24 protein-coding genes and 2 pseudogenes are annotated in these 23,396 nt (G+C 59.8%); 12 read left to right on the top strand and 14 right to left on the bottom strand.

What is annotated here, in order from left to right:
- Positions 1-57 precede the first annotated feature (57 nt).
- Positions 58-1,673, top strand: a pseudogene (locus JWR98_RS11195) (inorganic phosphate transporter).
- Positions 1,674-1,715: 42 nt separating this feature from the next.
- Here JWR98_RS11195 and JWR98_RS11200 read toward each other — a convergent pair.
- Entirely contained in the window at positions 1,716-3,029 is a 1,314-nt protein-coding gene (locus tag JWR98_RS11200; RefSeq protein WP_179119950.1) for an OmpA family protein, read from the bottom strand.
- A gap of 83 nt (positions 3,030-3,112) precedes the next feature.
- Positions 3,113-4,021 (bottom strand): LysR family transcriptional regulator, encoded by a 909-nt coding sequence (locus JWR98_RS11205; protein ID WP_205490054.1) that lies wholly within the window; start codon positions 4,019-4,021, stop codon positions 3,113-3,115.
- Positions 4,022-4,129: 108 nt separating this feature from the next.
- Between JWR98_RS11205 and JWR98_RS11210 the strand changes: the two genes are divergently transcribed.
- A complete protein-coding gene (locus JWR98_RS11210; RefSeq protein WP_205490055.1) occupies positions 4,130-4,888 on the top strand; it encodes an SDR family NAD(P)-dependent oxidoreductase in 759 nt (252 codons plus the stop codon).
- Here the strand turns inward: JWR98_RS11210 and JWR98_RS11215 are convergent.
- A complete protein-coding gene (locus JWR98_RS11215; RefSeq protein ID WP_205490056.1) occupies positions 4,787-5,299 on the bottom strand; it encodes a multidrug/biocide efflux PACE transporter in 513 nt (170 codons plus the stop codon). The two genes, JWR98_RS11210 and JWR98_RS11215, sit on opposite strands and share 102 nt — an antisense overlap.
- An 88-nt stretch (positions 5,300-5,387) precedes the next feature.
- Between JWR98_RS11215 and JWR98_RS11220 the strand changes: the two genes are divergently transcribed.
- Positions 5,388-6,242 carry a LysR family transcriptional regulator gene (locus JWR98_RS11220; RefSeq protein WP_003175691.1) on the top strand — a complete coding sequence of 285 codons (855 nt, stop codon included), beginning with the start codon at positions 5,388-5,390 and terminating at the stop codon, positions 6,240-6,242.
- Between the two features lie 28 nt (positions 6,243-6,270).
- Here the strand turns inward: JWR98_RS11220 and JWR98_RS11225 are convergent, their stop codons facing one another.
- The 4 genes and pseudogenes from JWR98_RS11225 to JWR98_RS11240 form a co-directional block, all read right to left on the bottom strand.
- Positions 6,271-7,494: an RNA polymerase sigma factor gene (locus JWR98_RS11225; RefSeq protein WP_078734408.1), complete on the bottom strand. Its 1,224-nt coding sequence runs from the start codon at positions 7,492-7,494 to the stop codon at positions 6,271-6,273.
- A pseudogene (locus tag JWR98_RS11230) lies at positions 7,491-7,966 on the bottom strand (SRPBCC family protein). The gene JWR98_RS11225 and the pseudogene JWR98_RS11230 overlap by 4 nt, the downstream one beginning before the upstream one ends.
- A gap of 34 nt (positions 7,967-8,000) precedes the next feature.
- A complete protein-coding gene (locus JWR98_RS11235; protein WP_078734410.1) occupies positions 8,001-8,345 on the bottom strand; it encodes a YciI family protein in 345 nt (114 codons plus the stop codon).
- A gap of 42 nt (positions 8,346-8,387) precedes the next feature.
- Positions 8,388-8,792: a YybH family protein gene (locus JWR98_RS11240; RefSeq protein ID WP_205490057.1), complete on the bottom strand. Its 405-nt coding sequence runs from the start codon at positions 8,790-8,792 to the stop codon at positions 8,388-8,390.
- Between the two features lie 145 nt (positions 8,793-8,937).
- Between JWR98_RS11240 and JWR98_RS11245 the strand changes: the two genes are divergently transcribed.
- Positions 8,938-9,435 (top strand): GNAT family N-acetyltransferase, encoded by a 498-nt coding sequence (locus tag JWR98_RS11245; RefSeq protein WP_205490058.1) that lies wholly within the window; start codon positions 8,938-8,940, stop codon positions 9,433-9,435.
- Positions 9,436-9,494: 59 nt separating this feature from the next.
- Here JWR98_RS11245 and JWR98_RS11250 read toward each other — a convergent pair whose 3' ends face one another.
- The gene (locus tag JWR98_RS11250) at positions 9,495-9,977 is read right to left on the bottom strand and encodes a GyrI-like domain-containing protein (protein ID WP_078734414.1); all 483 of its coding nucleotides are present in this window, start codon (positions 9,975-9,977) and stop codon (positions 9,495-9,497) included.
- A 195-nt stretch (positions 9,978-10,172) separates the two neighbouring features.
- Between JWR98_RS11250 and alaC the strand changes: the two genes are divergently transcribed.
- Positions 10,173-11,390, top strand: coding sequence for an alanine transaminase (alaC, locus tag JWR98_RS11255; RefSeq protein ID WP_078734415.1), 1,218 nt, complete (start codon positions 10,173-10,175; stop codon positions 11,388-11,390).
- 74 nt (positions 11,391-11,464) lie between these two features.
- Here the strand turns inward: alaC and JWR98_RS11260 are convergent, their stop codons facing one another.
- Complete coding sequence (locus JWR98_RS11260; protein ID WP_078734416.1) at positions 11,465-12,817, bottom strand: GntP family permease; 1,353 nt, start codon at positions 12,815-12,817, stop codon at positions 11,465-11,467.
- Positions 12,818-12,900: 83 nt separating this feature from the next.
- Positions 12,901-13,434, bottom strand: coding sequence for a gluconokinase (locus JWR98_RS11265; RefSeq protein WP_003175702.1), 534 nt, complete (start codon positions 13,432-13,434; stop codon positions 12,901-12,903).
- 212 nt (positions 13,435-13,646) lie between these two features.
- Between JWR98_RS11265 and gntR the strand changes: the two genes are divergently transcribed.
- The 6 genes from gntR to JWR98_RS11295 all read left to right on the top strand — a co-directional run bounded on the left by gntR (position 13,647) and on the right by JWR98_RS11295 (position 18,874).
- Complete coding sequence (gntR, locus tag JWR98_RS11270; protein WP_181408585.1) at positions 13,647-14,678, top strand: HTH-type transcriptional regulator GntR; 1,032 nt, start codon at positions 13,647-13,649, stop codon at positions 14,676-14,678.
- A gap of 328 nt (positions 14,679-15,006) precedes the next feature.
- Positions 15,007-15,246: a DUF6124 family protein gene (locus JWR98_RS11275; RefSeq protein ID WP_003175704.1), complete on the top strand. Its 240-nt coding sequence runs from the start codon at positions 15,007-15,009 to the stop codon at positions 15,244-15,246.
- Between the two features lie 184 nt (positions 15,247-15,430).
- The gene (locus JWR98_RS11280) at positions 15,431-16,066 is read left to right on the top strand and encodes a glutathione S-transferase family protein (RefSeq protein ID WP_141063309.1); all 636 of its coding nucleotides are present in this window, start codon (positions 15,431-15,433) and stop codon (positions 16,064-16,066) included.
- 15 nt (positions 16,067-16,081) lie between these two features.
- A complete protein-coding gene (locus JWR98_RS11285) occupies positions 16,082-17,491 on the top strand; it encodes an MFS transporter (protein ID WP_205490059.1) in 1,410 nt (469 codons plus the stop codon).
- Between the two features lie 132 nt (positions 17,492-17,623).
- Complete coding sequence (locus tag JWR98_RS11290; RefSeq protein ID WP_205490060.1) at positions 17,624-18,121, top strand: hypothetical protein; 498 nt, start codon at positions 17,624-17,626, stop codon at positions 18,119-18,121.
- A 258-nt stretch (positions 18,122-18,379) separates the two neighbouring features.
- On the top strand, positions 18,380-18,874 hold the full coding sequence (locus tag JWR98_RS11295) for a GNAT family N-acetyltransferase (protein ID WP_225908674.1): 495 nt from the start codon (positions 18,380-18,382) through the stop codon (positions 18,872-18,874).
- Here JWR98_RS11295 and def read toward each other — a convergent pair.
- From def to JWR98_RS11310, 3 genes are all read right to left on the bottom strand, one after another.
- On the bottom strand, positions 18,828-19,367 hold the full coding sequence (gene def, locus JWR98_RS11300; RefSeq protein ID WP_003175712.1) for a peptide deformylase: 540 nt from the start codon (positions 19,365-19,367) through the stop codon (positions 18,828-18,830). The two genes, JWR98_RS11295 and def, sit on opposite strands and share 47 nt — an antisense overlap.
- Positions 19,368-19,370: 3 nt before the next feature.
- Positions 19,371-20,315 carry a YihY/virulence factor BrkB family protein gene (locus JWR98_RS11305; RefSeq protein ID WP_078734423.1) on the bottom strand — a complete coding sequence of 315 codons (945 nt, stop codon included), beginning with the start codon at positions 20,313-20,315 and terminating at the stop codon, positions 19,371-19,373.
- 180 nt (positions 20,316-20,495) lie between these two features.
- The gene (locus tag JWR98_RS11310; protein ID WP_078734424.1) at positions 20,496-20,681 is read right to left on the bottom strand and encodes a CsbD family protein; all 186 of its coding nucleotides are present in this window, start codon (positions 20,679-20,681) and stop codon (positions 20,496-20,498) included.
- A 200-nt stretch (positions 20,682-20,881) separates the two neighbouring features.
- Here JWR98_RS11310 and JWR98_RS11315 point away from each other — a divergent pair, with 200 nt between their 5' ends.
- On the top strand, positions 20,882-21,259 hold the full coding sequence (locus JWR98_RS11315) for a hypothetical protein (RefSeq protein WP_003175715.1): 378 nt from the start codon (positions 20,882-20,884) through the stop codon (positions 21,257-21,259).
- Between the two features lie 71 nt (positions 21,260-21,330).
- Here JWR98_RS11315 and fadD1 read toward each other — a convergent pair whose 3' ends face one another.
- Positions 21,331-23,022: a long-chain-fatty-acid--CoA ligase FadD1 gene (gene fadD1, locus JWR98_RS11320; RefSeq protein ID WP_078734425.1), complete on the bottom strand. Its 1,692-nt coding sequence runs from the start codon at positions 23,020-23,022 to the stop codon at positions 21,331-21,333.
- Positions 23,023-23,396 lie beyond the last annotated feature (374 nt).

Raw genomic sequence — 23,396 nt, forward strand, 5'->3', positions numbered from 1 at the left:
TTTGTAACATTCTGCAATGACTATGAACGACATCCTTCATTACCTGGATGCTCCGGCATGGCTACCCCTTCCCTGACTGCCTCCACCCACACCTCGGCTGCCAACCCCAAACCCAGGCTGGACAAGAAACCCGGCCTGGTCACTGTGATCATGTTCTTCGCCGTGCTCGCCATGGGCCTGTTGTTCACCGCCTATAGCCTGATGCACGACATGAAGGAGCTGGGCACGGTGGTCACCACCTGGACCCCGTTCCTGCTACTGGGCGTGGCGCTGCTGATCGCCTTGGGGTTCGAATTCGTCAACGGTTTTCACGACACCGCCAATGCCGTAGCGACGGTGATTTACACCAACTCGCTGCCGCCGCATTTCGCGGTGGTGTGGTCGGGCTTTTTCAATTTTCTCGGCGTGCTGCTGTCCAGCGGCGCGGTGGCGTTCGGCATCATCGCCCTGCTGCCCGTCGAGCTGATTTTGCAGGTCGGTTCCTCGGCCGGGTTCGCAATGATCTTCGCCCTGCTGATCGCGGCGATCCTGTGGAACCTCGGCACCTGGTGGCTGGGACTGCGGCCTCGTCGTCTCACACGTTGATCGGTTCGATCATCGGCGTGGGCGTGGCGAATGCCCTGATGCACGGGCGTGACGGCACCAGCGGTGTGGACTGGAGCCAGGCGATCAAGATCGGTTACGCGCTGCTCTTGTCGCCACTGATCGGCTTCGCCTTTGCCGCGTTACTGTTGCTGGCCCTGCGCGCCTTCGTGAAAAACCGCTCGCTGTACAAGGCCCCCAAGGGCGACACCCCGCCGCCATGGTGGATCCGCGGCATGCTGATCGCCACCTGCACCGGTGTGTCGTTCGCCCACGGCTCCAACGATGGGCAAAAAGGCATGGGCCTGATCATGTTGATCCTGGTCGGCACCCTGCCGATGGCCTACGCGCTGAACCGCACCATGCCGGCCGAGCAGTCGTTGCAATTTGCGGCGGTGGCGGAAGTGACCCAGGTGGCGTTGATGAAAACCGCGCCGCAGGCGTTGCCGGGTGATCCGCGGCCGATCCTGTCGACCTACGTGCGCACCAAGGAAGCCACCCCGCAACTGGTGCCCGCCCTCGCCGCCCTCACCGGGCATATCGGTGAAGAAGTAAAAGGCTACGGCTCCCTGGCCAAGGTCCCCGTCGAAGCAGTCGGAAACGTACGTAACGACATGTACCTGACCAGCGAAACCATTCGCTTGATGGACAAGGGCAAAGTCGGCAATTTCGACGCCGACACCCAAGACAAACTGCAACTGTTCAAGCAGCAGATCGACAACTCCACGCGCTTCATTCCGTTGTGGGTGAAGATCGCCGTGGCCATCGCATTGGGCCTGGGCACCATGGTCGGCTGGAAGCGCATCGTGGTCACCGTCGGCGAGAAAATCGGCAAGACCCACATGACCTACGCCCAGGGCGCTTCAGCGGAAACCGTGGCGATGCTGACCATCGGCGCGGCGGATATGTATGGGTTGCCGGTGTCGACCACCCATGTATTGTCGTCCGGTGTGGCGGGGACCATGGTGGCCAATGGCGGTGGGTTGCAGATGCGCACCATCCGCAATTTGTTGATGGCCTGGGTGCTGACGTTGCCGGCGGCGATTGTGTTGTCGGGTAGCCTGTACTGGCTGTTCACCAAACTGTTCTGACCCGACGAAGAATCAACGGTGGGAGCACGCTATGTCCCACCTTTACGGCCGCAAACCAAACTCCACCACGACTTCTACACGCCGATCAGATGACAAACAACTGGACATATCGGCAGGGGCCAGTCCCGCAGGACATTCAACACGCGTTTGCGCGACACCGCGGCCCACGATGCTCTTGTTGTCCTCACTCAGCGGCACCAGTATCGAGCCCAGGTACTGGCTGACGCTGAGGGCGCGGCGCTTGGACAATTCGAGGTTTGAATCACCCTTGGCTTTCAATGGCTGTCGGTCTGCGTAGCCGGTAATCGAAGCTTCGACCACAGATAAGCCAGATGTTTTTGCAAAAGCACGTAGCTGCCGCCGAAACTCATTGATCTTGCGTTTGCCCAAGGCTGTAGGCTCGGCGCCATTGCTTTCAAATAAGGAGCCCGCCTCCAGGTTCAGGCACGCCTTGTAAGACACTGAGCGACGCGTCTTTACGTCCAGTACTTTCAGAACGCTGACACCTTGTCGATCCAGTTCAAGCCGCGCAGCCGGCTCTCCCGATGTTTTAGGCCCCACGATTTCGATCAGGGTGCGTTCACCAAACCCATTCCACAGCACATTAACGTTATGGACAATATTGTTGTCGCCACTGTCGCCGGGACACCCCAGCACCTGAAGCCCCAATGTGCGTGCCGCCGTCGTCAGCGTTTTGTAATTCTCATCACTGAGCACCAGCGAAACGCTCTCTTGCCTGAACCCCAGCTTTTTCATATTGACGTCAATCAGCGCGTTAATAAATGACATGGCCATCAACGGTGCGACGGCCAGCGCCATAGCAAGTATGAACCACCTTACGTTTTCGCGTTGTTGTATGTGCACAGGGTCCGAACTTGGATCCAGTGGCGTCCACTGGATGGTCACCAGAAAAAGCATGAAGCCACTGGCCAACGGAATAATGATGACAAATACATCTTCAAAAAAAATAGCCAACAGCACTAATATAGCTACGAAAAACAAACTGGCAATGGGCATCAACCAGACTGAGTAGTCGTATTTTAATTCAACTTCCTCATCAGCCGTCAGCGCCCTGCCTTCAAGCTCTATAGCCTTTCTTTCCTTCACTTTCTTATATTCTTCATGGGCCAGATGGCCACCGTAAATAATAAAGAAGCCCAATGAAATCCAAAACAGATACAGCACGCCAAACCCAATAGCCAAGAAGATGAAAACCAAGCTATCGCTCAATGTTAAACCCACCGGAAAAAAACCAATTCTCATGCAGTAAATAAGAACAACAAGGACACCCACACCGAGCAGGCACTTAGCGAGCAGCGACGCTACACCATTGAACTTATCAATATTATTTGACACGTACTCTTCCATCCTTGGTGATTAAATATATTGCCTGAATCTATCTGTATCGCGAAACAGGGCCGAATAATAGCCAAGCGCCATTACCCTGTCGACGCTATATTCTCTTTCAACGTGTCGGCCATCCAGTCCATGAACACCCGCACCCGCAGCGGCAAATGTCGCTGGCCGGCGTAGAGCAACGACACGTTCAACGGCGGTGCCGAGAACCCCGGCAGCACCGCCACCAGCTCGCCGCTGGCCAGTTCTTCCCCCATGCCCAGGGCCGGTGCCTGGATAATCCCGAAGCCGCCCAGGCATGCGGACTTGTACGCGTCGGTGCTGCTGACCGTGACGCGCCCGGCCATGGGGATACGTTGCACTTTGTTGCCTTGCAGGTATTCAAACCCCGCCGAGCGTGAGCCCAGCGGGCGTACGTAATGAACCAGGTGATGGTCGGCCAAGTCCGCCAGGGTCTGCGGCACACCATAGCGCTCCAGGTAGCCGGCGCTCGCGCAATTGAGCAGCGGCAAGCTACACAGTAAACGCGCCACCACTGTCTGGTCCGGCTGTGCGCCGACGCGCAGCACGCAATCAAACCCTTCGGCGAGCAGGTCGACCTGGCGGTCGGTGGTGCTGATTTCCAGCTCGATCAACGGGTGCGCATCCATGAACTGCGGCAGGCGCGGCAGGATCAAATCGCGCGCCATGACGTTGGGCATGTCCACGCGAACCCGCCCGGTCAACTGCGCTTCGTCCTGACGGAACAGGCCTTCCAGTTCTTCCATATGCGCCAGCAAATCCTTGCTGCGCTCATATAAAACGCGCCCGTCCTGGGTGGCTTGCACCTTGCGCGTGGTGCGTTGCAACAAGCGCGCACCGAGCAGTTCTTCCAACGCCTGCACATGCTCGGACACCGTAGAGCGCGGCAGGCCCAGGCTCTCGCCGGCCAGGGTAAAACTCGACAGTTCGGTGACGCGCACAAAGGTGCGCAGCAATTCAAGCTTGTTCATGGGATTGTTCGCCTTATCCGGCCAGTGATTCCGGTTCCGCTCTGTTTATCACGTAACAAGCGGACAAATACACTCAATCCCACGCTCACATCTGAAGAGGACTGCACCATGACCCGTAAAATCGCACTCATCACCGGCGCCAGCCGTGGCCTGGGCAAGAACGCCGCACTGCACTTGGCCGCACAAGGCGTTGACATCATTGGCACTTATCACAGCAAGGCCGATGAAGCGCAGGCCCTGGTGGCACAGATCGAACAGTTGGGTGGCCGCGCCGCCATGCTCAAGCTGGACGTTAGCAAGAGCGCGACTTTTGGCGATTTCGTCGGCGACGTGGCCGGCGTGCTGAAGGATGTTTTCGCACAGGATCACTTCGATTTTCTGATCAACAACGCCGGTATCGGCATTCACGCCAGCTTCGCTGAAACCACCGAGGAGCAGTTCGATCAACTGGTGGCGATCCAATTCAAGGGGCCGTTTTTCCTGACCCAACAGTTGTTGCCGTTGATCCGCGACGGTGGCCGCATCCTTAACGTCTCCAGCGGCCTGGCACGCTTCAGCCTGCCAGGTTACGCGGCCTACGCGGCAATGAAAGGCGCGATGGAAGTGCTGACCCGCTACCAGGCCAAGGAATTGGGCGGGCGTGGCATCAGCGTCAATATCCTCGCTCCCGGTGCCATCGAGACCGACTTCGGCGGCGGTGCCGTGCGCGACAACGCCAGCCTCAACGCCATGGTCGCCAACAATACCGCACTGGGCCGCGCCGGTTTACCGGATGACATTGGCGGGGCCATCGCCAGCCTGTTGGCCGACGGCAGCCACTGGATCACCGGCCAACGGATCGAGGCTTCGGGCGGTATGTTTTTGTAGGAGCTTTTCGCGCAGCACGTCATAGCCCCAGTGATACACATAGGTGTACGGCAGGAAGAACAGCAGTACGCCGATGTCGAGGATAAACGCCTGCAGCAGGCTGATCTTCAGCCACGCCGCGATCAACGGCACGCACACCAGGATCAGCCCGCCTTCGAACAGCAACGCATGGAGCACGCGGGTCCATGCGGTGTTCGCCAGTTGCAGGCGCGCCTTGAGGCGGTCGAACAGGCCGTTGAAAATCACGTTCCAGGTCAACGCCATCAAGCTGATCGCCAGGGTGACCATGCCCATTTCCAGGGCGGGCTTGTCCATGATCCACGCCAGCAACGGCGTACAGATCAACAACGCCAGGGCTTCGAAGCCGATGGCCTGGCACACGCGTTCAGTGAGGGATTTGGTAGGGCTCATGACCCGTCTCCGTGAGTGAGGAAGGTTGCCATCATTACCCTTTGACTCGATACTTCATAACCAATAACCATCGATCAGGGCGATAGTCATGGCCTCTCACGAAGTGCTGCAGGCGTTTGTCCAGGCGGCCACTCAGGGCTCGTTTTCCGCGGCGGCGCGCACATTGGGCAAGAGCCAGTCCACCGTCAGCGCGGCGGTGGCCAGCCTGGAGATTGACTTGGATGTGCTGTTGTTCGACCGCAGCAGCCGCAAGCCGACGCTCACCCCGGCCGGCCATGTGCTGCTGCAACGCGCCGAGCACGTGCTGGAGGCCAGCAGCCGGCTGGCGCTGGCGGCGAGTCAGTTGGCCCAGGGCCTGGAGCCGAAGCTGACCATCGCCATGTCCGATACGTACCAGTCCGACCGTTTCGAGCGTGCGCTCAGCGCGTTTGAACAGCGCTATCCGGACCTTGAACTCGAGTGCCTGATTGCCGAGTGCGAAGACCTGATCGCCCTGGTGCAGAGCGGCCGGGCACAGATCGCGTTTATTGAGCATCAGGAGGTTTACCCGCCGGACCTGACCTGCGCGACCGTGGATGAGCGCACTGAAATTGCGCTGTTCGTGTCGCCGAAACACCCGTTGGCGGCGCTCAAGTCCATCACCGCACACGCCCTGCAACAACACCGTGAGCTGCGCCTGGCCAGCATCATCAACCCCAACGAAACCCGCGCCAGCGGCCGCGTCTGGTCGGCGCCCAGTTACCTGATGCTGATGGAGATGGCCCAACTGGGTTTCGGCTGGGCACCGATTCCGCGCTGGCTGGTGGAGCGATTTGGCGGCGGGCAACTGGTCGAACTCACCGCACGCAGTTGGCCGCGGTCGGTGGCGGTGGATGCACTGTGGTCACGCCACCATGCACCGGGGCCGGCGGGGAGTTGGTTGTTGGGCAAGATGTTGGAGTGATGGGCACCGCCCCTCCCACAGTTGATCTTCAGTGCTCAGGCGGGCTGAGTTTGGTCAGGCGGCTTTCGAGGAAGCGCTGTTCCGGGGCCTGCCGGGTCAGGGACAGGGCTTTTTCGTATGCCTCACGCGCGTCTTCCAGCCGTCCCAACCGCCGACAGAATTCCCCGCGCGCCGAGTACGCCAAGTGGTAATCGAGCAAGTCGCCGCGCGCCAGAATCGCTTCCACCTCTAGCAGCCCCGCCAACGGCCCATCGCGCATGGCCAGCGCCACTGCGCGGTTCAATTCGATCACCGGTGACGGTTGGGCCCTGAGCAAGACATCGTAGAGCCCGACAATCTGCGGCCAATCCGTTTGCCCTGCGCTCGGCGCCTCGGCATGCACCGCCGCAATGGCCGCTTGCAGGCAGTAGGGGCCGAAGCGGCGTGTCGTCAGCGCGCGTTCCACCAACGCGCAACCTTCAGTAATCAAGGACGCATCCCACAACAAACGGTCCTGTTCATCCAACAACACCAGTTCGCCACTGGCCGAGGTACGCGCCGCACGGCGGGATTCGTGCAGCAGCATCAGCGCCAGCAGGCCCATGACTTCCGGCTCCGGCAGCAACTCCATGAGCAAGCGCGCCAGGCGAATGGCTTCGCCGGTTAGTTCTTCGCGGGTGAGGTCGGCGCCGGTGGATGCCGAATAACCCTCGTTGAACACCAGGTAAATCACGCGCAATACGCTGTCGAGGCGCTCTGGAAGCTCAACCAGCGACGGCACTTGATAGGGGATTTTCGCCTCGCGGATCTTGCCCTTGGCCCGCACGATGCGCTGGGCGATGGTGGTGGGCGTGACGAGAAACGCCCGGGCGATTTCCTCGGTGGTGAGGTCGCAGATCTCACGCAAGGTCAACGCCGCCTGGGCATCGGCGGCCAGCGCCGGGTGGCAGCAGGTAAACATCAGGCGCAGGCGGTCGTCTTCCACGTCGTCAACGCTCCAGTGCGCCGCTTCCAATGCGTCGGCCTGCGCCTGCAAGAGCGGGGTAAACCGCGCCTGGCGGCGCAGGCGGTCAATGGCCTTGAAGCGCCCGGTAGAGACCAGCCAGGCGCGGGGGTTGCCTGGCATGCCGTCCTGCGGCCAGCGTTCGACCGCGACGAAGAACGCCTCGTGCAGGGCGTCTTCGGCGAGGTCGAAATCCCCCAGCAGGCGGATCAGGGTGGCGAGCACGCGCCGCGATTCACTGCGGTAGATCGCCTCGATCCGCGGCGTCAATCGCGCAGGTCCTCGGTCACCAGCTTCACCAAACGGTCGAGGCTCTGACCCCAGCCGTCGTGAAAGCCCATGGCTTCATGGGCCTGCTTGTCCTCAGCATTCCAATGCATGGCGCGGGCGGTGTAGAGGGTCTTGCCGTCCTGCTCCTCGAAGGTGACCTCGGCGCTCATGAAGGGTTTGCCCGAGGGGATCCAGCCCGGCTTGAACGCATCGGTGAACACCAGCCGGTTGGGCGCGTCGATCTCCAGGAACACGCCTTGGGTCGCGTACTCGCTGCCATCCGGCGCGCGCATCAGGGTGCGAAACAGCCCACCGACCCACAGGTTCATTTCGCACTCGGGCGTGGTCATGCCGTGGGGGCCCACCATTGTTGCAGCAGCGTGGGGTCGGTCCAGGCGCGGAACACCCGACTACGCGGTGCGTCGATCAGTCTGCTGATGGACAGTTCAAATTCGGCAGGTTGCAGGGACATGGGATAAACCTCCTGATTATTAGGTTTGTTGTACTCAGAGATTCAACTGGCGCACCGGGCGCACTTCCACGCTGCCGACCCGAGCAGCCGGGATGCCAGCGGCTACCTGGAGCGCTTCGTTGAGGTCCTTGGCCTCGATCAGGTAAAAGCCGGCGAGCTGTTCCTTGGTTTCGGCAAACGGCCCGTCGGTGATCGACAGCTTGCCGTTGCGCATACGCACGGTGGTGGCGGTGCTCACCGACTCCAGCGGCTCGGCCGCGAGCATGCGCCCGCTGGCCTGGATAGCCTGGGCGTAAGCGAAACATTCAGGGTCGGCAGGGCTGTCGGACGAGGTGTGCAGCACCTGCTCGTTGCTGTAGATCAGGCACAGGTATTTCATGGCGTTCTCCGTTTTTGGACTCATGACTATAGTTCGCGATGCTCAAGGTTTCAGGTCGAACAGCGCGGTGCCTTTCTCCATGTCGAACGGTGCCGACCAATGCTCATGCACCACTTTCCATTCGCCATTGAAACGCTGATAACCGGCGGTGACGCGCATCCAGCACGTCTTGTCGCCACCGCCGCAGTGCGCCAGCCAGTGGGCAAATGCGCTGTCCTGGGCCTGCACAATGCGCAGTTCGTGGAACTCGAAAATACCGGGGCCCGGGCAATGCTCCATGCACGCCGCCCAGTGCGCGCGGTAAGCGGCCTTGCCCTTGAATTGCAGGGCGGTCACGGCGTCGAACGAGACGATATCGTCGGCGTAATAGCTGACAATCCTGTCGATATCGCGGGCCAGTACGGCATGTTTCCATTGTTCGATCAGGGTGTTGATTGCAGTGCTCATGGCATTGACTCCTGGGGTGAGAAATCATGGAAGACACCCTTAGTCGAACGCGCCGTGGACGAATCGACAGACCACTGAAAAATAATTTCGCCCCCGTCAAACCCGATAGACTGCGGCCTTACTTGCAGCCGCTCGGCCACTCCCAATGCACACCCGCCTTGTCGCCTACGAGACGCTGACCGCCGTACAGAAACAGCAGGTCAGCGCCCTCGAAGTCCACCCTGAACAGTTGCCGTTTTGCGGCGACATGTATTGCGCGCTCAATAGCCTGTTGGCCAAACCCAGCCCCGGCGTCAAAGGCTTTGCGCTGCTGGCCGACGACCTCCCCGTGGCCTTCCTCCTGCTCAAACGTCCGCCGTGCCTGCCCCATTGGGCCGATGAGCACAGCGCCACGCTGCATGCCTTGCAGGTGGATCGCCGCCAACAAGGCCGTGGGTTCGGCAAGGCGTGCCTGCAGGCGTTGCCGGCAGTGGCGCTTGAGGCCTGGCCGCAAATCAAGAGCCTGGAGCTGTCGGTGGACACGGACAATGTCGCGGCGATGGGCTTGTATCTGGGGCTCGGGTGGGTGGACTGCGGGGAGGCTTATAAGGGGCGGGTCGGCTACGAGCGCAGGTTGAGCTGGGCACTTCATCCGAAGCGATAAATGTCACGTAAACATGATGTTCAGAGGCCCATGTCATGTTTACGCGACATTGCTGCCTCTCAGCCCCTCTCCCCCACCGGCAACCAGATCTCCACCGTTCCCGTGCCTTTGTGCGCATCAAAATCGGCACTGTAGCGCTCGAAATCCGCCCCCATCACCTTGTAGCCCGAGTGCGGCAACCACTCGAACATGATGCGCTCGTAGGTCTGTTCCAACGCCTGCACCGGGCCGTGATGCGCGAACACGGCATAGTTGAGCGGTGGAATTTCGATCACTTCAAAGTTGCTCGGCACAGCGCTTTTGGCCGGGACTTCCACGCCGGCCATGTAATCGAATTCGCCGTGCTGGGGGTTATGGCAAACCCCATAGGTGACACCGCCGACACGTTCTTTGATGTCTTTGCGGCAACGGTCGAACAACTCCCACAGCTGCGGAATATCGCCGATGGTGGCCTTCGAATAACGACCTTTTACCCCGGCGATCACCAAGGCCTTGCCTGCTTCCATGCGTGGCTCCAGCGGTTGTCTTGTCTGCTGATCCATACGAACAGTCTCCTTCTTATGAGGGAACAAACCCGGATCGAGTATAGGGGCATTTGCACACGCTGCTCCAAGCAGAAAATTTTCCCACGCATCTGGACAACTGGCCATCATCGACCGTATTGTCTGCCCCGCAGGCCACCGCAGTGGCCGACGTCGCTCGGACGGTTCCGGGCGCTTACGTACTTCGAGGCAACAATGGCCGACCAAGGTTCGCCGCGCCGCTTTGCGCGCATCGATCGACTCCCCCCTTATGTATTCAACATCACTGCCGAGCTGAAGATGGCTGCGCGTCGGCGCGGCGAAGACATCATCGACTTGAGCATGGGTAACCCCGACGGTGCCACGCCGCCGCACATTGTCGAAAAACTTGTGCAAGTGGCCCAGCGTGAAGACACCCACGGCTACTCCACGTCCAAAGGTATTCCACGGCTGCGCCGGGCGATTTCGCGCTGGTACAAAGACCGTTACGAAGTGGAGATCGACCCCGAGTCCGAGGCCATCGTCACCATTGGTTCCAAGGAAGGTCTGGCGCACTTGATGCTGGCCACGCTGGACCAGGGCGACACCGTGCTGGTGCCCAACCCGAGCTACCCGATTCACATCTACGGTGCGGTGATTGCCGGCGCCCAGGTGCGTTCGGTGCCGCTGGTTCCGGGCGTGGACTTCTTCGCCGAGCTGGAGCGGGCAATTCGCGGTTCGATTCCCAAGCCAAAAATGATGATCCTCGGCTTCCCATCCAACCCCACCGCGCAGTGCGTGGAGCTGGATTTCTTCGAACGTGTGATTGCGCTGGCCAAACAGTACGACGTGCTGGTGATCCACGACCTGGCCTACGCCGATATCGTCTACGACGGCTGGAAAGCCCCGTCGATCATGCAGGTGCCCGGCGCCAAGGACATTGCGGTGGAATTTTTCACCCTGTCCAAGAGTTACAACATGGCCGGCTGGCGCATCGGTTTCATGGTGGGCAACCCGGAACTGGTCAACGCCCTGGCCCGCATCAAGAGCTACCACGACTACGGCACCTTCACCCCGCTGCAGGTAGCGGCGATTGCGGCGCTCGAAGGCGACCAGCAGTGCGTGAAAGACATCGCCGAGCAGTACCGCCAACGCCGCAATGTGCTGGTCAAGGGCCTGCATGAACTGGGCTGGATGGTCGAGAACCCGAAGGCGTCGATGTACGTCTGGGCCAAGATCCCCGAACAGTACGCCGCCATGGGCTCGCTGGAATTTGCCAAGAAGCTGCTGCTGGAAGCCAAGGTGTGTGTGTCGCCGGGGATCGGCTTTGGCGAGTATGGGGATGATCACGTGCGCTTTGCGCTGATCGAAAACCAGGACCGGATTCGCCAGGCGGTGCGCGGCATTCGCGGGATGTTCAGGGCGGATGGGTTGGCACCAAAAACTGGCGCCTAACTCGGTCAAAATGTGGGAGGGGCAAGCCCCCTCCCACATTTGATTGCATTCCAACACTTGTCTGGTGGTGTGGCTTACACCACCAACGACAGCAACATGATGAAGATCAACGCCACGATCGACAGAATGGTCTCCATCGCCGTCCAGGTCTTGAAGGTCTCGGCCACGGTCATGTTGAAGTACTGTTTCACCAGCCAGAACCCCGCATCGTTGACGTGAGACAGGATCAACGAACCCGCCCCCGTCGCCAGCACCAGCAACTCGCGGTTGACCCCAGGGATCATCCCCACCACCGGCACCACAATGCCCGCGCCTGTGATGGTCGCCACAGTCGCTGAACCGGTGGCCACACGAATCACCGCCGCCACCAGCCATGCCAGCAAGATCGGGTTGATCTGCGCGTTCACAGCCATATGGCCGATCACGTCGCCGACGCCGCTGGTCACCAGCATCTGCTTGAAGCCGCCCCCGGCGCCAATGATCAGGATGATCGCGGCGGTGGGGGCCAGGCTGGCGTCGAGCAGCTTGAGGATCTGCTTGGCGTGGATGCCCTGACGGGTACCGAAGGTGTACAGCGAGAGCAACAGCGCCAGCAGCAAGGCGGTGATCGGGTGACCGATCATGTCCATCCAGTTGCGCACCACGTTGCCTTCGGCGAACGCGATGTCAGCAAAGGTTTTGAGCAGCATCAGGAACACCGGCAACAGCACGGTGATCAGGGTGATGCCGAAACTTGGCAGCGACTTGTTATCGGTTTCGCGGGCCAGTTGGTCGACCAGCTCCTGGGACGGATTGCCGGGGATGTACTTGGCAATGAACGTACCGAAGATCGGGCCGGCGATGATGGCGGTCGGCAGTGCGACGATCAGGCCGTACAGGATGGTCTTGCCAATGTCCGCGCCAAACACGCCGATGGCCAGCAGCGGACCCGGGTGCGGTGGCACCAGGCCGTGCACCGCCGACAGGCCGGCGAGCAGCGGGATGCCGATCTTGATCAGCGACACGCCAGTGCGGCGCGCGACGATAAACACCAGCGGAATCAACAGTACAAAACCGATCTCGAAGAACAGCGGGATGCCCACCAGGAACGCGGCAAACATCATCGCCCACTGCACCTTCTCCTTGCCGAAGGCGCGGATCAGGGTCTGGGCGATCTGATCGGCACCGCCGGACTCGGCCATCATCTTGCCGAGCATGGTACCCAGCGCGAGGATGATGCCGACAAAGCCGAGCACCCCGCCGAAACCGTCCTGGAACGCCTTGATGATCTTGTCCACGGGCATGCCCGAGGTCAGGCCCAGGAAGCCGGCCGCGATGATCAACGCAATAAAAGGGTGAACCTTGAACTTGGTGATCAGAACGATCAGTCCAATGATGGTGACGACTGCATCTAACAGCAGGTACGACTCGTGGGACATGCCAAACATGGGGGTCTCTCCTGTTTGTTGTTGTTATTAAAGCGGGTGTTGAACTTCCTGCCGGGGACAGCGCTATCTTTTCCGGCAAAAAATTAATGAGTTGGTTCAAAGCCGTGCTTGAGCCACCAGGCGTTGGTTTGCCTGGCCAGTTCCTCGACGCTGTCTTCGCTGGCGTTGAGGGCCAGGGTCAGCGGCTCGCCCTTGGGCGATTCGAGGGTGGCGAACTGGCTGTCTATGAGGCTTGCCGGCATGAAATGGCCGGGGCGATGGGACACACGGTCCGAGGCCACTTCACGGGTCAGTTCCAGAAAGACGAAACCCAGGCCCGGCGCGGCTTCACGCAGATGGTCGCGGTATTTTTTCTTCAGGGCCGAGCAGGTGAGCACCGGATGTTCACCGGCTTCAAGAGAGCGGCGCAGTTCATCGCAGAGGATGTCCAGCCAGCCGGCGCGGTCGTCGTCGTTGAGGGGGTGGCCTGCGCTCATCTTTTCGATATTGGCGGCGGGGTGGAAGCTGTCGCCTTCAATGGCAGTGGCGCCGTTCAGCCGGCACAGGGCCTCGCTGACACTGGTCTTGCCGCAGCCGGCGACGCCCATGATGACCAGGGCGGTAACAGGTTGACTCATGAAACACCTCAAGACGCAGATAGCGCTACCTTTGCATGCCCTAAGGCGAGTGCAAAAACAGGCTTTTCCCGCGCCGTCTTGTCATTTTTATGGAGTGACGCGTGCATCCGCTCCAATCATTTGAACCGAGTCAGGCAACCCAAAGTTCAATAATTTGCAGCCATTTGGAGACAGCGCTACCTTAGTGCCTCGATTTTTGTTTGGCAAGCCGCCTGATGACCTCCAAGAACGATAAAAATACGCGCACCACGGGTCGCCCGACCCTCAATGAAGTCGCCCGTCTGGCCGGCGTCAGCCCGATTACCGCTTCGCGCGCCTTGCGCGGCATCAGCACCGTGGCCGTTGAGCTGGTCGAAAAAGTCCAGCACGCCGCCGCCGAACTCAACTACGTGGTCAACCCCGCCGCCCGCGCCCTGGCCTCGGCCCAGAGCCATTCGGTGGTGGTATTGGTGCCGTCGTTGTCCAACCTGCTGTTTATCGAAACCCTCGAAGCCATTCACCAAGTGCTGCGCCCCAAGGGCTTCGAAGTGCTGATCGGCAATTTCCACTATTCGCGCGATGAAGAAGAAAACCTGCTGCGCAACTACATGGCTTACCAGCCGCGGGGGTTGCTGCTGACGGGCTTCGATCGCACCGAAAGCGCCCGACGAATGGTCGAGGCCAGCAACGTGCCCTGCGTGTACATGATGGACCTGGACCCGAATGCGGGCGTGAACTGCGTGGGTTTCTCGCAATTGGCCGCGGGCGAAACAGCGGCGGCGCATCTGCTGTCCCGTGGGCGCAAACGCCTGGCCTATATCGGCGCACAACTGGACCAACGCACCTTGCTGCGCGGCGAAGGGTTCCGCCGGGCGCTGCAACAGGCAGGCAAGTACGACCCGGCGCTGGAATTGCTGACGCCGCGCCCTTCTTCCGTGGGTCTGGGCGGTGAGCTGTTCCTGCAACTGCTGGCCGCGCATCCGGATGTGGACGCGATCTTCTTCGGCAACGACGACCTGGCCCAGGGCGCGCTGCTGGAAGCCATGCGCCATGGCATTAACGTACCCGAGCGCGTGGCGGTGCTGGGCTTCAACGACTTGCCCGCATCGTCATTCATGGTGCCGCGCCTGAGCAGCATCAGCACACCACGGGAGGCGATTGGTCGGCGTTCGGCGGAGCACTTGTTGACGATCATGGCGGGCAACAAGATCGCCAAGCCGGTGGTGGACATGGGGTTTGAGTTGCAAGTGCGGGAGAGCACCTGAACTTCAATAGGTAGGACGCCTGTAGGACCGGGCTGACATTGCAGTAAGCGCCTTGCTCCACTGCCTACGCATACGTCAGAATCCGCCGGCTTGTGCGCCTGGGTGGCGGTCTTTAAGGTTTGTCGGTCGCTGAATTTTTCGGTGATCGGGTTTAGTAGCCCGACTATTGGTCACTCTTAGTGCACGAGCCTTTTCTGTTTTATGGCGGCTGTGCGTAGGGCATCTTCGGATGCGCCGGCTTTGAGTGTCCACCGGTCTACTAACCTGCGTACAGCTGCCACCCATTGTTTAGTAGCGATACGGTGAAGGCTCCTATCAGGATGCTCTAATGATCAAAGAAATCGATACGCCGCCAACCACCCTCTTCACCGTCATTCCCGATGTCTCCACCGAAACCCTGCTGATCAACAGCTACGAAACCGTGTGTTCCGTCAGTACCTTGTTGCTTGATCTGTCCAATGACCTCAGTGGTAAACAGCGTGATGTTGCATTGGCCATTCATCAACTGAGCGAGCTGTCCGTCTTGCTGGTGGGCAAAGCCATGGACCAACATACACCGCGCTGTTGAGACCTTTACTCGGTCAAAATGTGGGAGGGGGCTTGCTCCCGATATAGGTAATCCGCACCGCTATCGGGAGCAAGTCGAATCGTCGAACAGCCCCTCCCATATGTTCAACCGTGCCCACTTGAGATATCGCGCAGCTGCCTATCCCCTGCTAGATTGATCATTTTCCAAATGCCAGGGAACCACCATGGGCCACTCACTGAAAATCCTCGGCCGCACCTCCTCCATCAATGTGCGCAAAGTACTCTGGACCTGCCTCGAACTGGGCATCGATTACACGCACCAGGACGACTGGGGCATCGGCTTCAAACCCACCCAATCCCCCGAATTTCTCGCGCTGAACCCCAACGCGCAAATCCCGGTGCTGATCGACGACCATGGCGTGCTGTGGGAATCCAACACCATCTGCCGCTACCTCGTCGGCCTGTACCAACGTTATGACCTGCTGCCTGCCGAACCCGCGCCACGGGCGCGGGTGGAGCAGTGGATGGACTGGCAGGCCACCGAACTCAACCCGTCGTGGGGTTACGCGTTCCATGCCCTGGTGCGCCGCAACCCCGACTATCAGGACCCGCAACGCATCAAGGCAGGTGTACATGCCTGGAACGACAAGATGGGCCTGCTGGAACAACAGCTTGTTCGCACCAATGCCTACGTAGCCGGCGAGGAATTCACCCTGGCCGATATCCTCATCGGCCTTTCGGTGCACCGTTGGCGCATGACCCCCATGGAGCATCCGCCCTACCCCGCCATCGCAGCCTATTACGAACGTCTCAGCCAACATCAGGGCTTCAAGACCTTCGCCCTCGACGGCCATAACTGACTGAGCGTTCCCGCCATGCCCGCACTCTCTGCCACCGACGGCATCGACCCACTCCGTGCCGCCCATATCAGCGCCCGCATCGATCGTCTGCCCGCCGTCGCCACCGTCTGGCGCCTGGTGGCGCTGTTGTCGATCGGTGGTTTTTTCGAGCTGTATGACCTGTTCCAGACCGCCTATATCAGCCCCGGCCTGATCAGCGACGGGATCTTCCACACCGGCAGCGAAGGCGTGTTCGGCTTCTCCGACCAGGCGGCGTTCGCCTCGGCGACCTTTCTGGGCCTGTTCCTCGGCGCCAGCCTGCTCAGCCCGATTGCCGACCGCTTCGGGCGCCGGGCGATCTTCACCTTTGCGCTGATCTGGTACACCATCGCCACGGTGTTGATGGGCATCCAGACTTCCGCCCTGGGCATCATCTGCATGCGTTTTTTGGTGGGTATCGGCCTGGGCATCGAACTGGTGACCATTGACGCCTACCTCTCGGAACTGGTGCCCAAGCGCATGCGCAGTTCGGCGTTCGCCTTTGCGTTTTTCATCCAGTTCCTGTCGGTGCCGGCAGTGGCGTTGATGTCATGGTGGCTGGTGCCCCAGGCGCCGTTCGGGGTTTCCGGCTGGCGCTGGGTGGTGCTGAGCAGTGCGGTGTTTGCGCTGTTTATCTGGCAACTGCGCAAGCGCTTGCCGGAATCACCGCGCTGGTTGGCGCAAAAGGGCCGCTTTGAAGAAGCCGGCGCGATCATGGACAGCCTGGAAACACGCTGCCAAAAGGATCATGGCAAACCGCTGGATAAACCCGAACCGGAGGCCGTCAGCGTGCAGGGCAGCGGCCGTTTCGCCGATATCTGGCAGCCCCCGTACCGGCGGCGCGCGCTGATGCTGATCGTGTTCCATGTATTCCAGGCCATCGGCTTCTTCGGCTTCGGCAATTGGCTGCCGGCGCTGCTGTCGGGTCAGGGCGTGAGCGTGACCCACAGTTTGCTCTATGCCTTCATCATCACCCTCGCCTGCCCGTTGGGGCCGTTATTGTTCGTGAAGGTGGCCAACCGCTTTGAGAACAAGTGGCAGATCGTCGGTTCGGCCATGGGCGCGGTGATCTTCGGCAGCCTCTTCGCCCTGCAAACCACGGCGGTAGGTCTGGTGGTGTGTGGGGTGATGATCACCTTCTGCAATGCCTGGCTGAGCTTCAGTTATCACTCGTACCAAAGCGAACTGTTCCCCACCAATATCCGCGCGCGGGCGGTGGGGTTCTGTTACTCGTTCAGCCGCTTGTCGACGGTGTTCAGCAGCCTGTTGATCGGTTTTATCCTCGAACACCTGGGTACGCCAGGCGTGTTGGCGTTCATCGCCAGCAGCATGCTGATCGTGATGATCACCATCAGTTGGTTCGGGCCGCGTACGCGTAACCTGGCGTTGGAAAATATTGCTCATTGACGGCAAGGCTTGGCCGCCTGCGGGACAATACTTGCCGCGACGGCCACTCCCCCCCAACAAATACGGGAGTTTTGCGCCCGGCACGCTATTTGCTCCAGCAGTTACACCGTACATTTCCCCAGGTGACCGATCATGCTGGTTAACAACAACACCCAAGCCGTGTCGACCGTGCAACAGATCAAGCGCCCCGACATGGACCCCGCCAACGCCGCCGCCAGCGCGCTGTACAGCGGAGCCCTGCAGGCGGTGCAACAAAGCGTGACCGTGCCGGCCGCGCAGAAGGAACTGGACAAGGCGACCGACCGTATCGACGAAGCCTTCGCCAAGACCCGTGTGCAGTTACAGACCAGCGCATCAACCAGCGATGTACCGGCGACCAGTTCCGCCTCGGGCGCACGCGCCGAGTTCACCGACTACATGAGCAAATCCCCGGCCGAGCGCGTTCGCGAGCAACTGCTCAAGGAACAGGGCTTGACCGAGGCGGATGTGCAGGATATGTCGCAGGAAAAACAGGATGCGATTTCCAAGCAAGTGGCCGAGCGGCTCAAGCAGCAGCAAGAGCAGCAGGTAGCGGCGAAGACGGTAGACCCGAAGGCGCAGGTGGTGAAAGAGACCCTGGCGGCAATCTAGGCCGCCCTCAGGTCAAAGGTGGGAGGATTGAAGGTGATCAGTGCCCGAACAACCCGCTCTCGGACTTCTTGGCTTTTTTGTCCGCGCGTTTTTCATCGGCAGTCTTTGCCGGTTTTTTCTTCGCGGCTTTCTTTGAATCCATACCTTTGGCCATGCTGCGTACTCCACTGTGAAGGGACGGCGCATTGGGTATACCACCTATTGCCCGGCAGAAGGCGCTTATAATCCCCGGTCCTTCATATCGCCTGACTGAACACCATGCCCGAATTCCCCATCGACCTGCTGGCAGAGCCCCTGTGGCCGCTGCTGAACAAGTTTTATCGCAGCCACAATTCAACGATGAAGGCGCTCAAGGGCGGGCGTTTGTGGGTGGCGCGCGATGGCGAGATTGTCGCCGGGTTGTGCCTGACGCCGGTGGTGGGTGGGCAGTGGCTGACGGGGGTGTTTGTGGCGCCGGAGTATCGCGGCCGGGGGTTGGCGGCGCGGTTGATTGCTCACGCAGTAGCCTCCTGCGAAGGGACGGTGTGGCTGCTGTGCCATCCGGACCTGGAAGGGTTGTATCAGCGCATGGGGTTCTCCCAGGACACCGTGCTGCCGCAATCGCTGAGCGAACGGCTGGTGCGCTACAAGCGCAACAAGCCGATGATTGCGATGGGTTTGGAACCGAATAACAATCACAACCCCCTACGTGAGGGCGATGTTCAAGTTACTCGTCAGCCGTCGGATCCATGTCCGGAAACATCACGTCGATAAACCCGAACTTGCTGAAATCGGTAATCCGCGACGGGTACAACCGACCGATCAGGTGGTCGCATTCGTGCTGCACTACCCGCGCATGGAAGCCATCGGCGAAACGTACGATGGGTTCGCCCTTCGGATCAAAACCCTCATAGCGAATCTGCTGGTAACGGTTTACCGCGCCGCGCAGTCCAGGCACCGAAAGGCAGCCTTCATAGCCCTCTTCCAACACCGGGCTGAGCGGTGTGATCAACGGGTTGATCAGGATGGTCTGCGGCACCGGTGGCGCATCCGGATAGCGCTCACTGGCTTCGAAACCAAAGATCACCAGTTGCAGGTCGACGCCGATCTGCGGCGCGGCCAGGCCGACACCGCCCACGTGCTCCATGGTCTGGAACATGTCGTCGATCAATTGCCACAGCTCAGGGCTGTCGAACATTTCCGGCGGAACCGGAGGGGCGATACGCAGCAGGCGTTCATCGCCCATTTTCAGGATTTCACGGATCATTGATCAGACTTCATCAGGGAGGGGCTTGGAGTGGTCACGGCCGAGGCCGGAGACATGCTGTTTTTCCTGCGCGGGCGCATCGAAATCCTTCGCACCCGGCGCCTTGCCTTCGGCCGACATATGTTCGATCACGGCATTCATCTCCGCCCCCAGCAACAGCACCGCGGCAGAAATGTAGAAGTACAGCAGCAGCACGATGATCGCACCGATACTGCCATACATGGCGTTGTAGTCGGCGAAGGTCTTGACGTAATAGCCAAAGCCCAGCGAGGCGACGATCCATACCACCACCGCGAGCACCGAGCCTGGGGTGATAAAGCGAAATTCCTGCTCGACATCGGGCATCACGTAGTACATCAGGGCCACGGCAAACATCAGCAGAATCACGATCAGCGGCCAGCGCACGATGGTCCATAGGGTGACCACGAACTCCTGCATGCCGATCTGCCCGGCCAGCCATTCCATCACCTGCGGGCCGAGCACCATCAGCGCGGCGGCGGCCAGCAGCATGCCGGCGATGCCGACGGTGTAGAAAATCGACAGCGGGAAGCGCTTCCAGATCGGCCGGCCTTCCACCACGTCGTAGGCGGCATTCATCGCGCTCATCATCAGGCGCACGCCGGCGGAAGCGGTCCACAGCGCGATCACGATACCCACCGACAGCAGGCCGCCCTTGGATTGCTGCAACTGGTCGATCACCGGGTTGACCTGCTCCAGGGCCTGGGGCGGCAACACCAGTTCCGACTGCAGGCGCAGCCAGCTGAAAAAGTCAGGCAAATGCAGGAAACCGATCAGGGCAATCAGGAACAGCAGGAAGGGAAACAGCGAAAACAGCATCTGGTAGGCCAGCGCCGAGGCGTAGGTGGACATCTCGTCGTCGACGAATTCCTTGACGGTGCGCGCCAGCACCTTGTGCAGCTTGAGACCATCGAGAACCGGAAAGATCATAGCGTCTCCTTTTCGCCGCAAAGAGGGTGAGATCGTGGGCGACTCAGGGGCCGTTTTCTACATCAAAGTAGCCCATTTGGCGACTTTGAAACAATTTCGAAAGTTTAGTTGCACAGGCAGATACAAAAACGGCCATCCGTGGATGGCGTCGGGCGGCTGGGATGAGCCCGCCGAAGCGACTTATTCAGTGGCTTTTTTGACCGCGTCCTTGGTTTTGCCGATGGCTTGCTGAGCCTCGCCTTTTTTCTCCTGGATCACGCCTTCAGCACGCAGCTTGTCGTTATCGGTGGCTTTGCCGACGCCTTGCTTGACGTTACCGACAGCCTCGTTCGCCATGCCTTTTACCTTATCGGAAGTGCTGCTCATGGTATGACTCCTGAAAACAATCAAATGGTTTTTGGTCACTACGTAACGGTTGACCCGAGGCCGTTCGACGGAGTTTCAATTATTTTCGGCAGGCATTTCATCGAAAGGAACAGGTTTGGCTTTATGTTTTGCAGCCAACCCATGAGAATGCCCGGCACATTCAGGCCATACCGCTGAATAACAGATCCCGTAGGAAGGTTATGAAACTCAATAAAGCACAGGCCATCGCCCGCAGAAACCAGGAACTGGGCGGTGCCGTACTCGGCGTCAACAACTGCCACTTCACCGACCTGGACCGCAAACGCAACATCTGGTGGTTCGACCTGCCGCTGGCGCGGATTGCCGTGGGCCAGTACGAGTGGATTCACCTGTTGATGCACAACGCCGAGTCCGACCAGTTGCTGCACCTGAAGGTGCCGACGGCGTTCCTGCGGGAGAAGCTCGAAGGCTTGGTGGTGCGTAATGCCGGCAAGCGCAAGCCGGAGATTACTCTGGAGCTGAGCGCGGACAAGGATTCGTTCTTGAAAGATGTGCGCCCGGCGGGTGCGGGTGTGAACTTCGCGCAGTTTGCCCTGTAAAAACACAGGACAAAAAAATGTGGGAGGGGCGGTGCAACGAATCGTCGCACCGCCTCCACATTCGGATTGCGTTACTTTTTAAGACCGAGTTTCTTCAGTTCTTCATCGCGCAACTCACGCCGCAGGATCTTGCCCACGTTGGTCGTCGGCAGGGCATCGCGGAACTCCACGGCTTTGGGCACCTTATAGCCGGTGACGTTGGCGCGCATATGCTCCATCACCTGGTCCTTGGTCAGGGTGGCCCCCGGCTTGACCACGATGAAAATCTTGATGTGTTCCCCGGATTTTTCGTCCGGCACGCCGATGGCCGCGCATTGCAGTACGCCCGGCAGGGTCGCCAGTACGTCTTCCAGCTCGTTGGGGTACACATTGAAGCCCGAGACCAGGATCATGTCCTTCTTGCGGTCGACAATGCGCATATAGCCGTCCGGCTGAATGATCGCGATATCACCGGTTTTCAGCCACCCTTCGCTGTCGAGCATCTCGTCGGTGGCGTCCTGGCGCTGCCAGTAACCCTTCATCACCTGCGGGCCCTTGACGCACAGCTCGCCGACTTCACCGAGGGCCAGTTCGACACCGTCATCGGTGATGACCTTGCACAGGGTCGAGGGCACAGGAATGCCGATGGTGCCGAGTTGGATATGCTGGATCGGGTTCACCGTGGCCACCGGGCTGGTTTCGGTCATGCCATAACCTTCGCAGATGCCACAGCCGGTCACGGTTTTCCAGCGTTCGGCGGCCGCCAGTTGCAAGGCCATACCGCCCGACAGGGTGACCTTGAGCGCGGAGAAGTCCAGCTTGCGGAAGGCTTCGTTATTGCACAGCGCCACAAACAAGGTGTTGAGACCGACGAAACCGCTGAACTTCCATTTGGACAGCTCCTTGACCATCGCCGGCAGGTCGCGTGGGTTGCTGATCAGGATGTTGTGGTTGCCGATCAGCATCATCGCCATGCAATGAAAGGTGAACGCGTAGATGTGGTACAGCGGCAACGGTGTGATGAGAATCTCGCAACCTTCATTGAGGTTGGAGCCCATCAGCGCCTTGCACTGCAGCATGTTGGCGACGAGGTTTCGGTGGGTGAGCATCGCGCCCTTGGCCACGCCGGTGGTGCCGCCCGTGTATTGCAACACCGCCACATCGCCGCTGGCGGGGCTGGCATCGTTGACCGGTTGGCCATGGCCCTTGGCGAGCACGTCGTTGAACTTGATCGCCTGCGGCAAGTGATACGCCGGGACCATTTTCTTCACATACTTGATGACGCTGTTGATCAGCAGGCGCTTGAGCGGCGGCAGCAGGTCGGCGACTTCGGTGACGATCACGTGCTTGACGGACGTCTTGGGTACGACCTTTTCCGCCAGGTGGGCCATATTGGCCAGGCAAACCAGCGCCTTGGCGCCGGAGTCGTTGAATTGATGTTCCATTTCCCGCGCGGTGTACAGCGGGTTGGTGTTGACCACGATCAGGCCGGCTCGGATGGCACCGAACACGGCGACCGGGTATTGCAGAACGTTGGGCAGTTGCACGGCGATTCGATCGCCGGGCTTCAAATCGGTGTGCTGTTGCAGGTACGCGGCGAAGGCGCCGGACAATTCGTACAACTCACCGTAGGTGATTGTCTTGCCCAGGTTGCTGAAAGCCGGTTTGTTGGCGAAGCGCTGGCAGGACTGCTTCAGTACCGCCTGAATATTTGGATACTCGTCTGGATTGATGTCTGCAGCAATCCCGGCGGGGTACTTATCCTTCCAAAAGTCTTCGTGCATGGAAGCCCACTCCTCAGCGACGCGAATTCATCATCGCATTTGATGCGATTATTATTGGTGTATGTTTTTTTAAGGTGAATCTGGCGCTTTCAAGCTGGCCGAGACGTCACAAAGCGCGCCGAGAGTAGCAGCTTTGCCAAGGGCCGACTAGAGCCAAACGAGGGCCCTACAGTCACTATCATGACTGTCCTACAATATTTGGTCACACTTCAAACAAAGCTGAAATACCCCAGCGAGGGGCCCTGGGATAAAGCTTTCAGCACAACATAAAACAAATGTGGGAGGGGGCTTGCCCCCGATGGCGGTGTTTCAGTCGATACATCTCGAGACTGCTCCATCGCCATCGGGGGCAAGCCCCCTCCCACATTTTTTGA

The sequence above is a fragment of the Pseudomonas lactucae genome, assembly GCF_016937615.1.
In the GTDB taxonomy this organism is placed as follows: domain Bacteria; phylum Pseudomonadota; class Gammaproteobacteria; order Pseudomonadales; family Pseudomonadaceae; genus Aquipseudomonas; species Aquipseudomonas lactucae.

Bases quoted from the DNA above. Each gene is read 5' to 3' on its own strand.
- JWR98_RS11245 (WP_205490058.1), top strand. From the start codon at position 8,938: ATGCACACCCGCCTTGTCGCCTACGAGACGCTGACCGCCGTACAGAAA.
- JWR98_RS11310 (WP_078734424.1), bottom strand. From the start codon at position 20,681: ATGAGCAGCACTTCCGATAAGGTAAAAGGCATGGCGAACGAGGCTGTC.
- JWR98_RS11240 (WP_205490057.1), bottom strand. From the start codon at position 8,792: ATGAGCACTGCAATCAACACCCTGATCGAACAATGGAAACATGCCGTA.
- JWR98_RS11260 (WP_078734416.1), bottom strand. From the start codon at position 12,817: ATGTTTGGCATGTCCCACGAGTCGTACCTGCTGTTAGATGCAGTCGTC.
- JWR98_RS11285 (WP_205490059.1), top strand. From the start codon at position 16,082: ATGCCCGCACTCTCTGCCACCGACGGCATCGACCCACTCCGTGCCGCC.
- JWR98_RS11265 (WP_003175702.1), bottom strand. From the start codon at position 13,434: ATGAGTCAACCTGTTACCGCCCTGGTCATCATGGGCGTCGCCGGCTGC.
- def (WP_003175712.1), bottom strand. From the start codon at position 19,367: ATGATCCGTGAAATCCTGAAAATGGGCGATGAACGCCTGCTGCGTATC.
- alaC (WP_078734415.1), top strand. From the start codon at position 10,173: ATGGCCGACCAAGGTTCGCCGCGCCGCTTTGCGCGCATCGATCGACTC.
- JWR98_RS11280 (WP_141063309.1), top strand. From the start codon at position 15,431: ATGGGCCACTCACTGAAAATCCTCGGCCGCACCTCCTCCATCAATGTG.
- JWR98_RS11290 (WP_205490060.1), top strand. From the start codon at position 17,624: ATGCTGGTTAACAACAACACCCAAGCCGTGTCGACCGTGCAACAGATC.
- JWR98_RS11220 (WP_003175691.1), top strand. From the start codon at position 5,388: ATGGCCTCTCACGAAGTGCTGCAGGCGTTTGTCCAGGCGGCCACTCAG.
- JWR98_RS11315 (WP_003175715.1), top strand. From the start codon at position 20,882: ATGAAACTCAATAAAGCACAGGCCATCGCCCGCAGAAACCAGGAACTG.
- fadD1 (WP_078734425.1), bottom strand. From the start codon at position 23,022: ATGCACGAAGACTTTTGGAAGGATAAGTACCCCGCCGGGATTGCTGCA.
- JWR98_RS11210 (WP_205490055.1), top strand. From the start codon at position 4,130: ATGACCCGTAAAATCGCACTCATCACCGGCGCCAGCCGTGGCCTGGGC.
- JWR98_RS11235 (WP_078734410.1), bottom strand. From the start codon at position 8,345: ATGAAATACCTGTGCCTGATCTACAGCAACGAGCAGGTGCTGCACACC.
- JWR98_RS11305 (WP_078734423.1), bottom strand. From the start codon at position 20,315: ATGATCTTTCCGGTTCTCGATGGTCTCAAGCTGCACAAGGTGCTGGCG.
- JWR98_RS11275 (WP_003175704.1), top strand. From the start codon at position 15,007: ATGATCAAAGAAATCGATACGCCGCCAACCACCCTCTTCACCGTCATT.
- JWR98_RS11295 (WP_225908674.1), top strand. From the start codon at position 18,380: ATGCCCGAATTCCCCATCGACCTGCTGGCAGAGCCCCTGTGGCCGCTG.
- JWR98_RS11215 (WP_205490056.1), bottom strand. From the start codon at position 5,299: ATGAGCCCTACCAAATCCCTCACTGAACGCGTGTGCCAGGCCATCGGC.
- JWR98_RS11250 (WP_078734414.1), bottom strand. From the start codon at position 9,977: ATGGATCAGCAGACAAGACAACCGCTGGAGCCACGCATGGAAGCAGGC.
- JWR98_RS11205 (WP_205490054.1), bottom strand. From the start codon at position 4,021: ATGAACAAGCTTGAATTGCTGCGCACCTTTGTGCGCGTCACCGAACTG.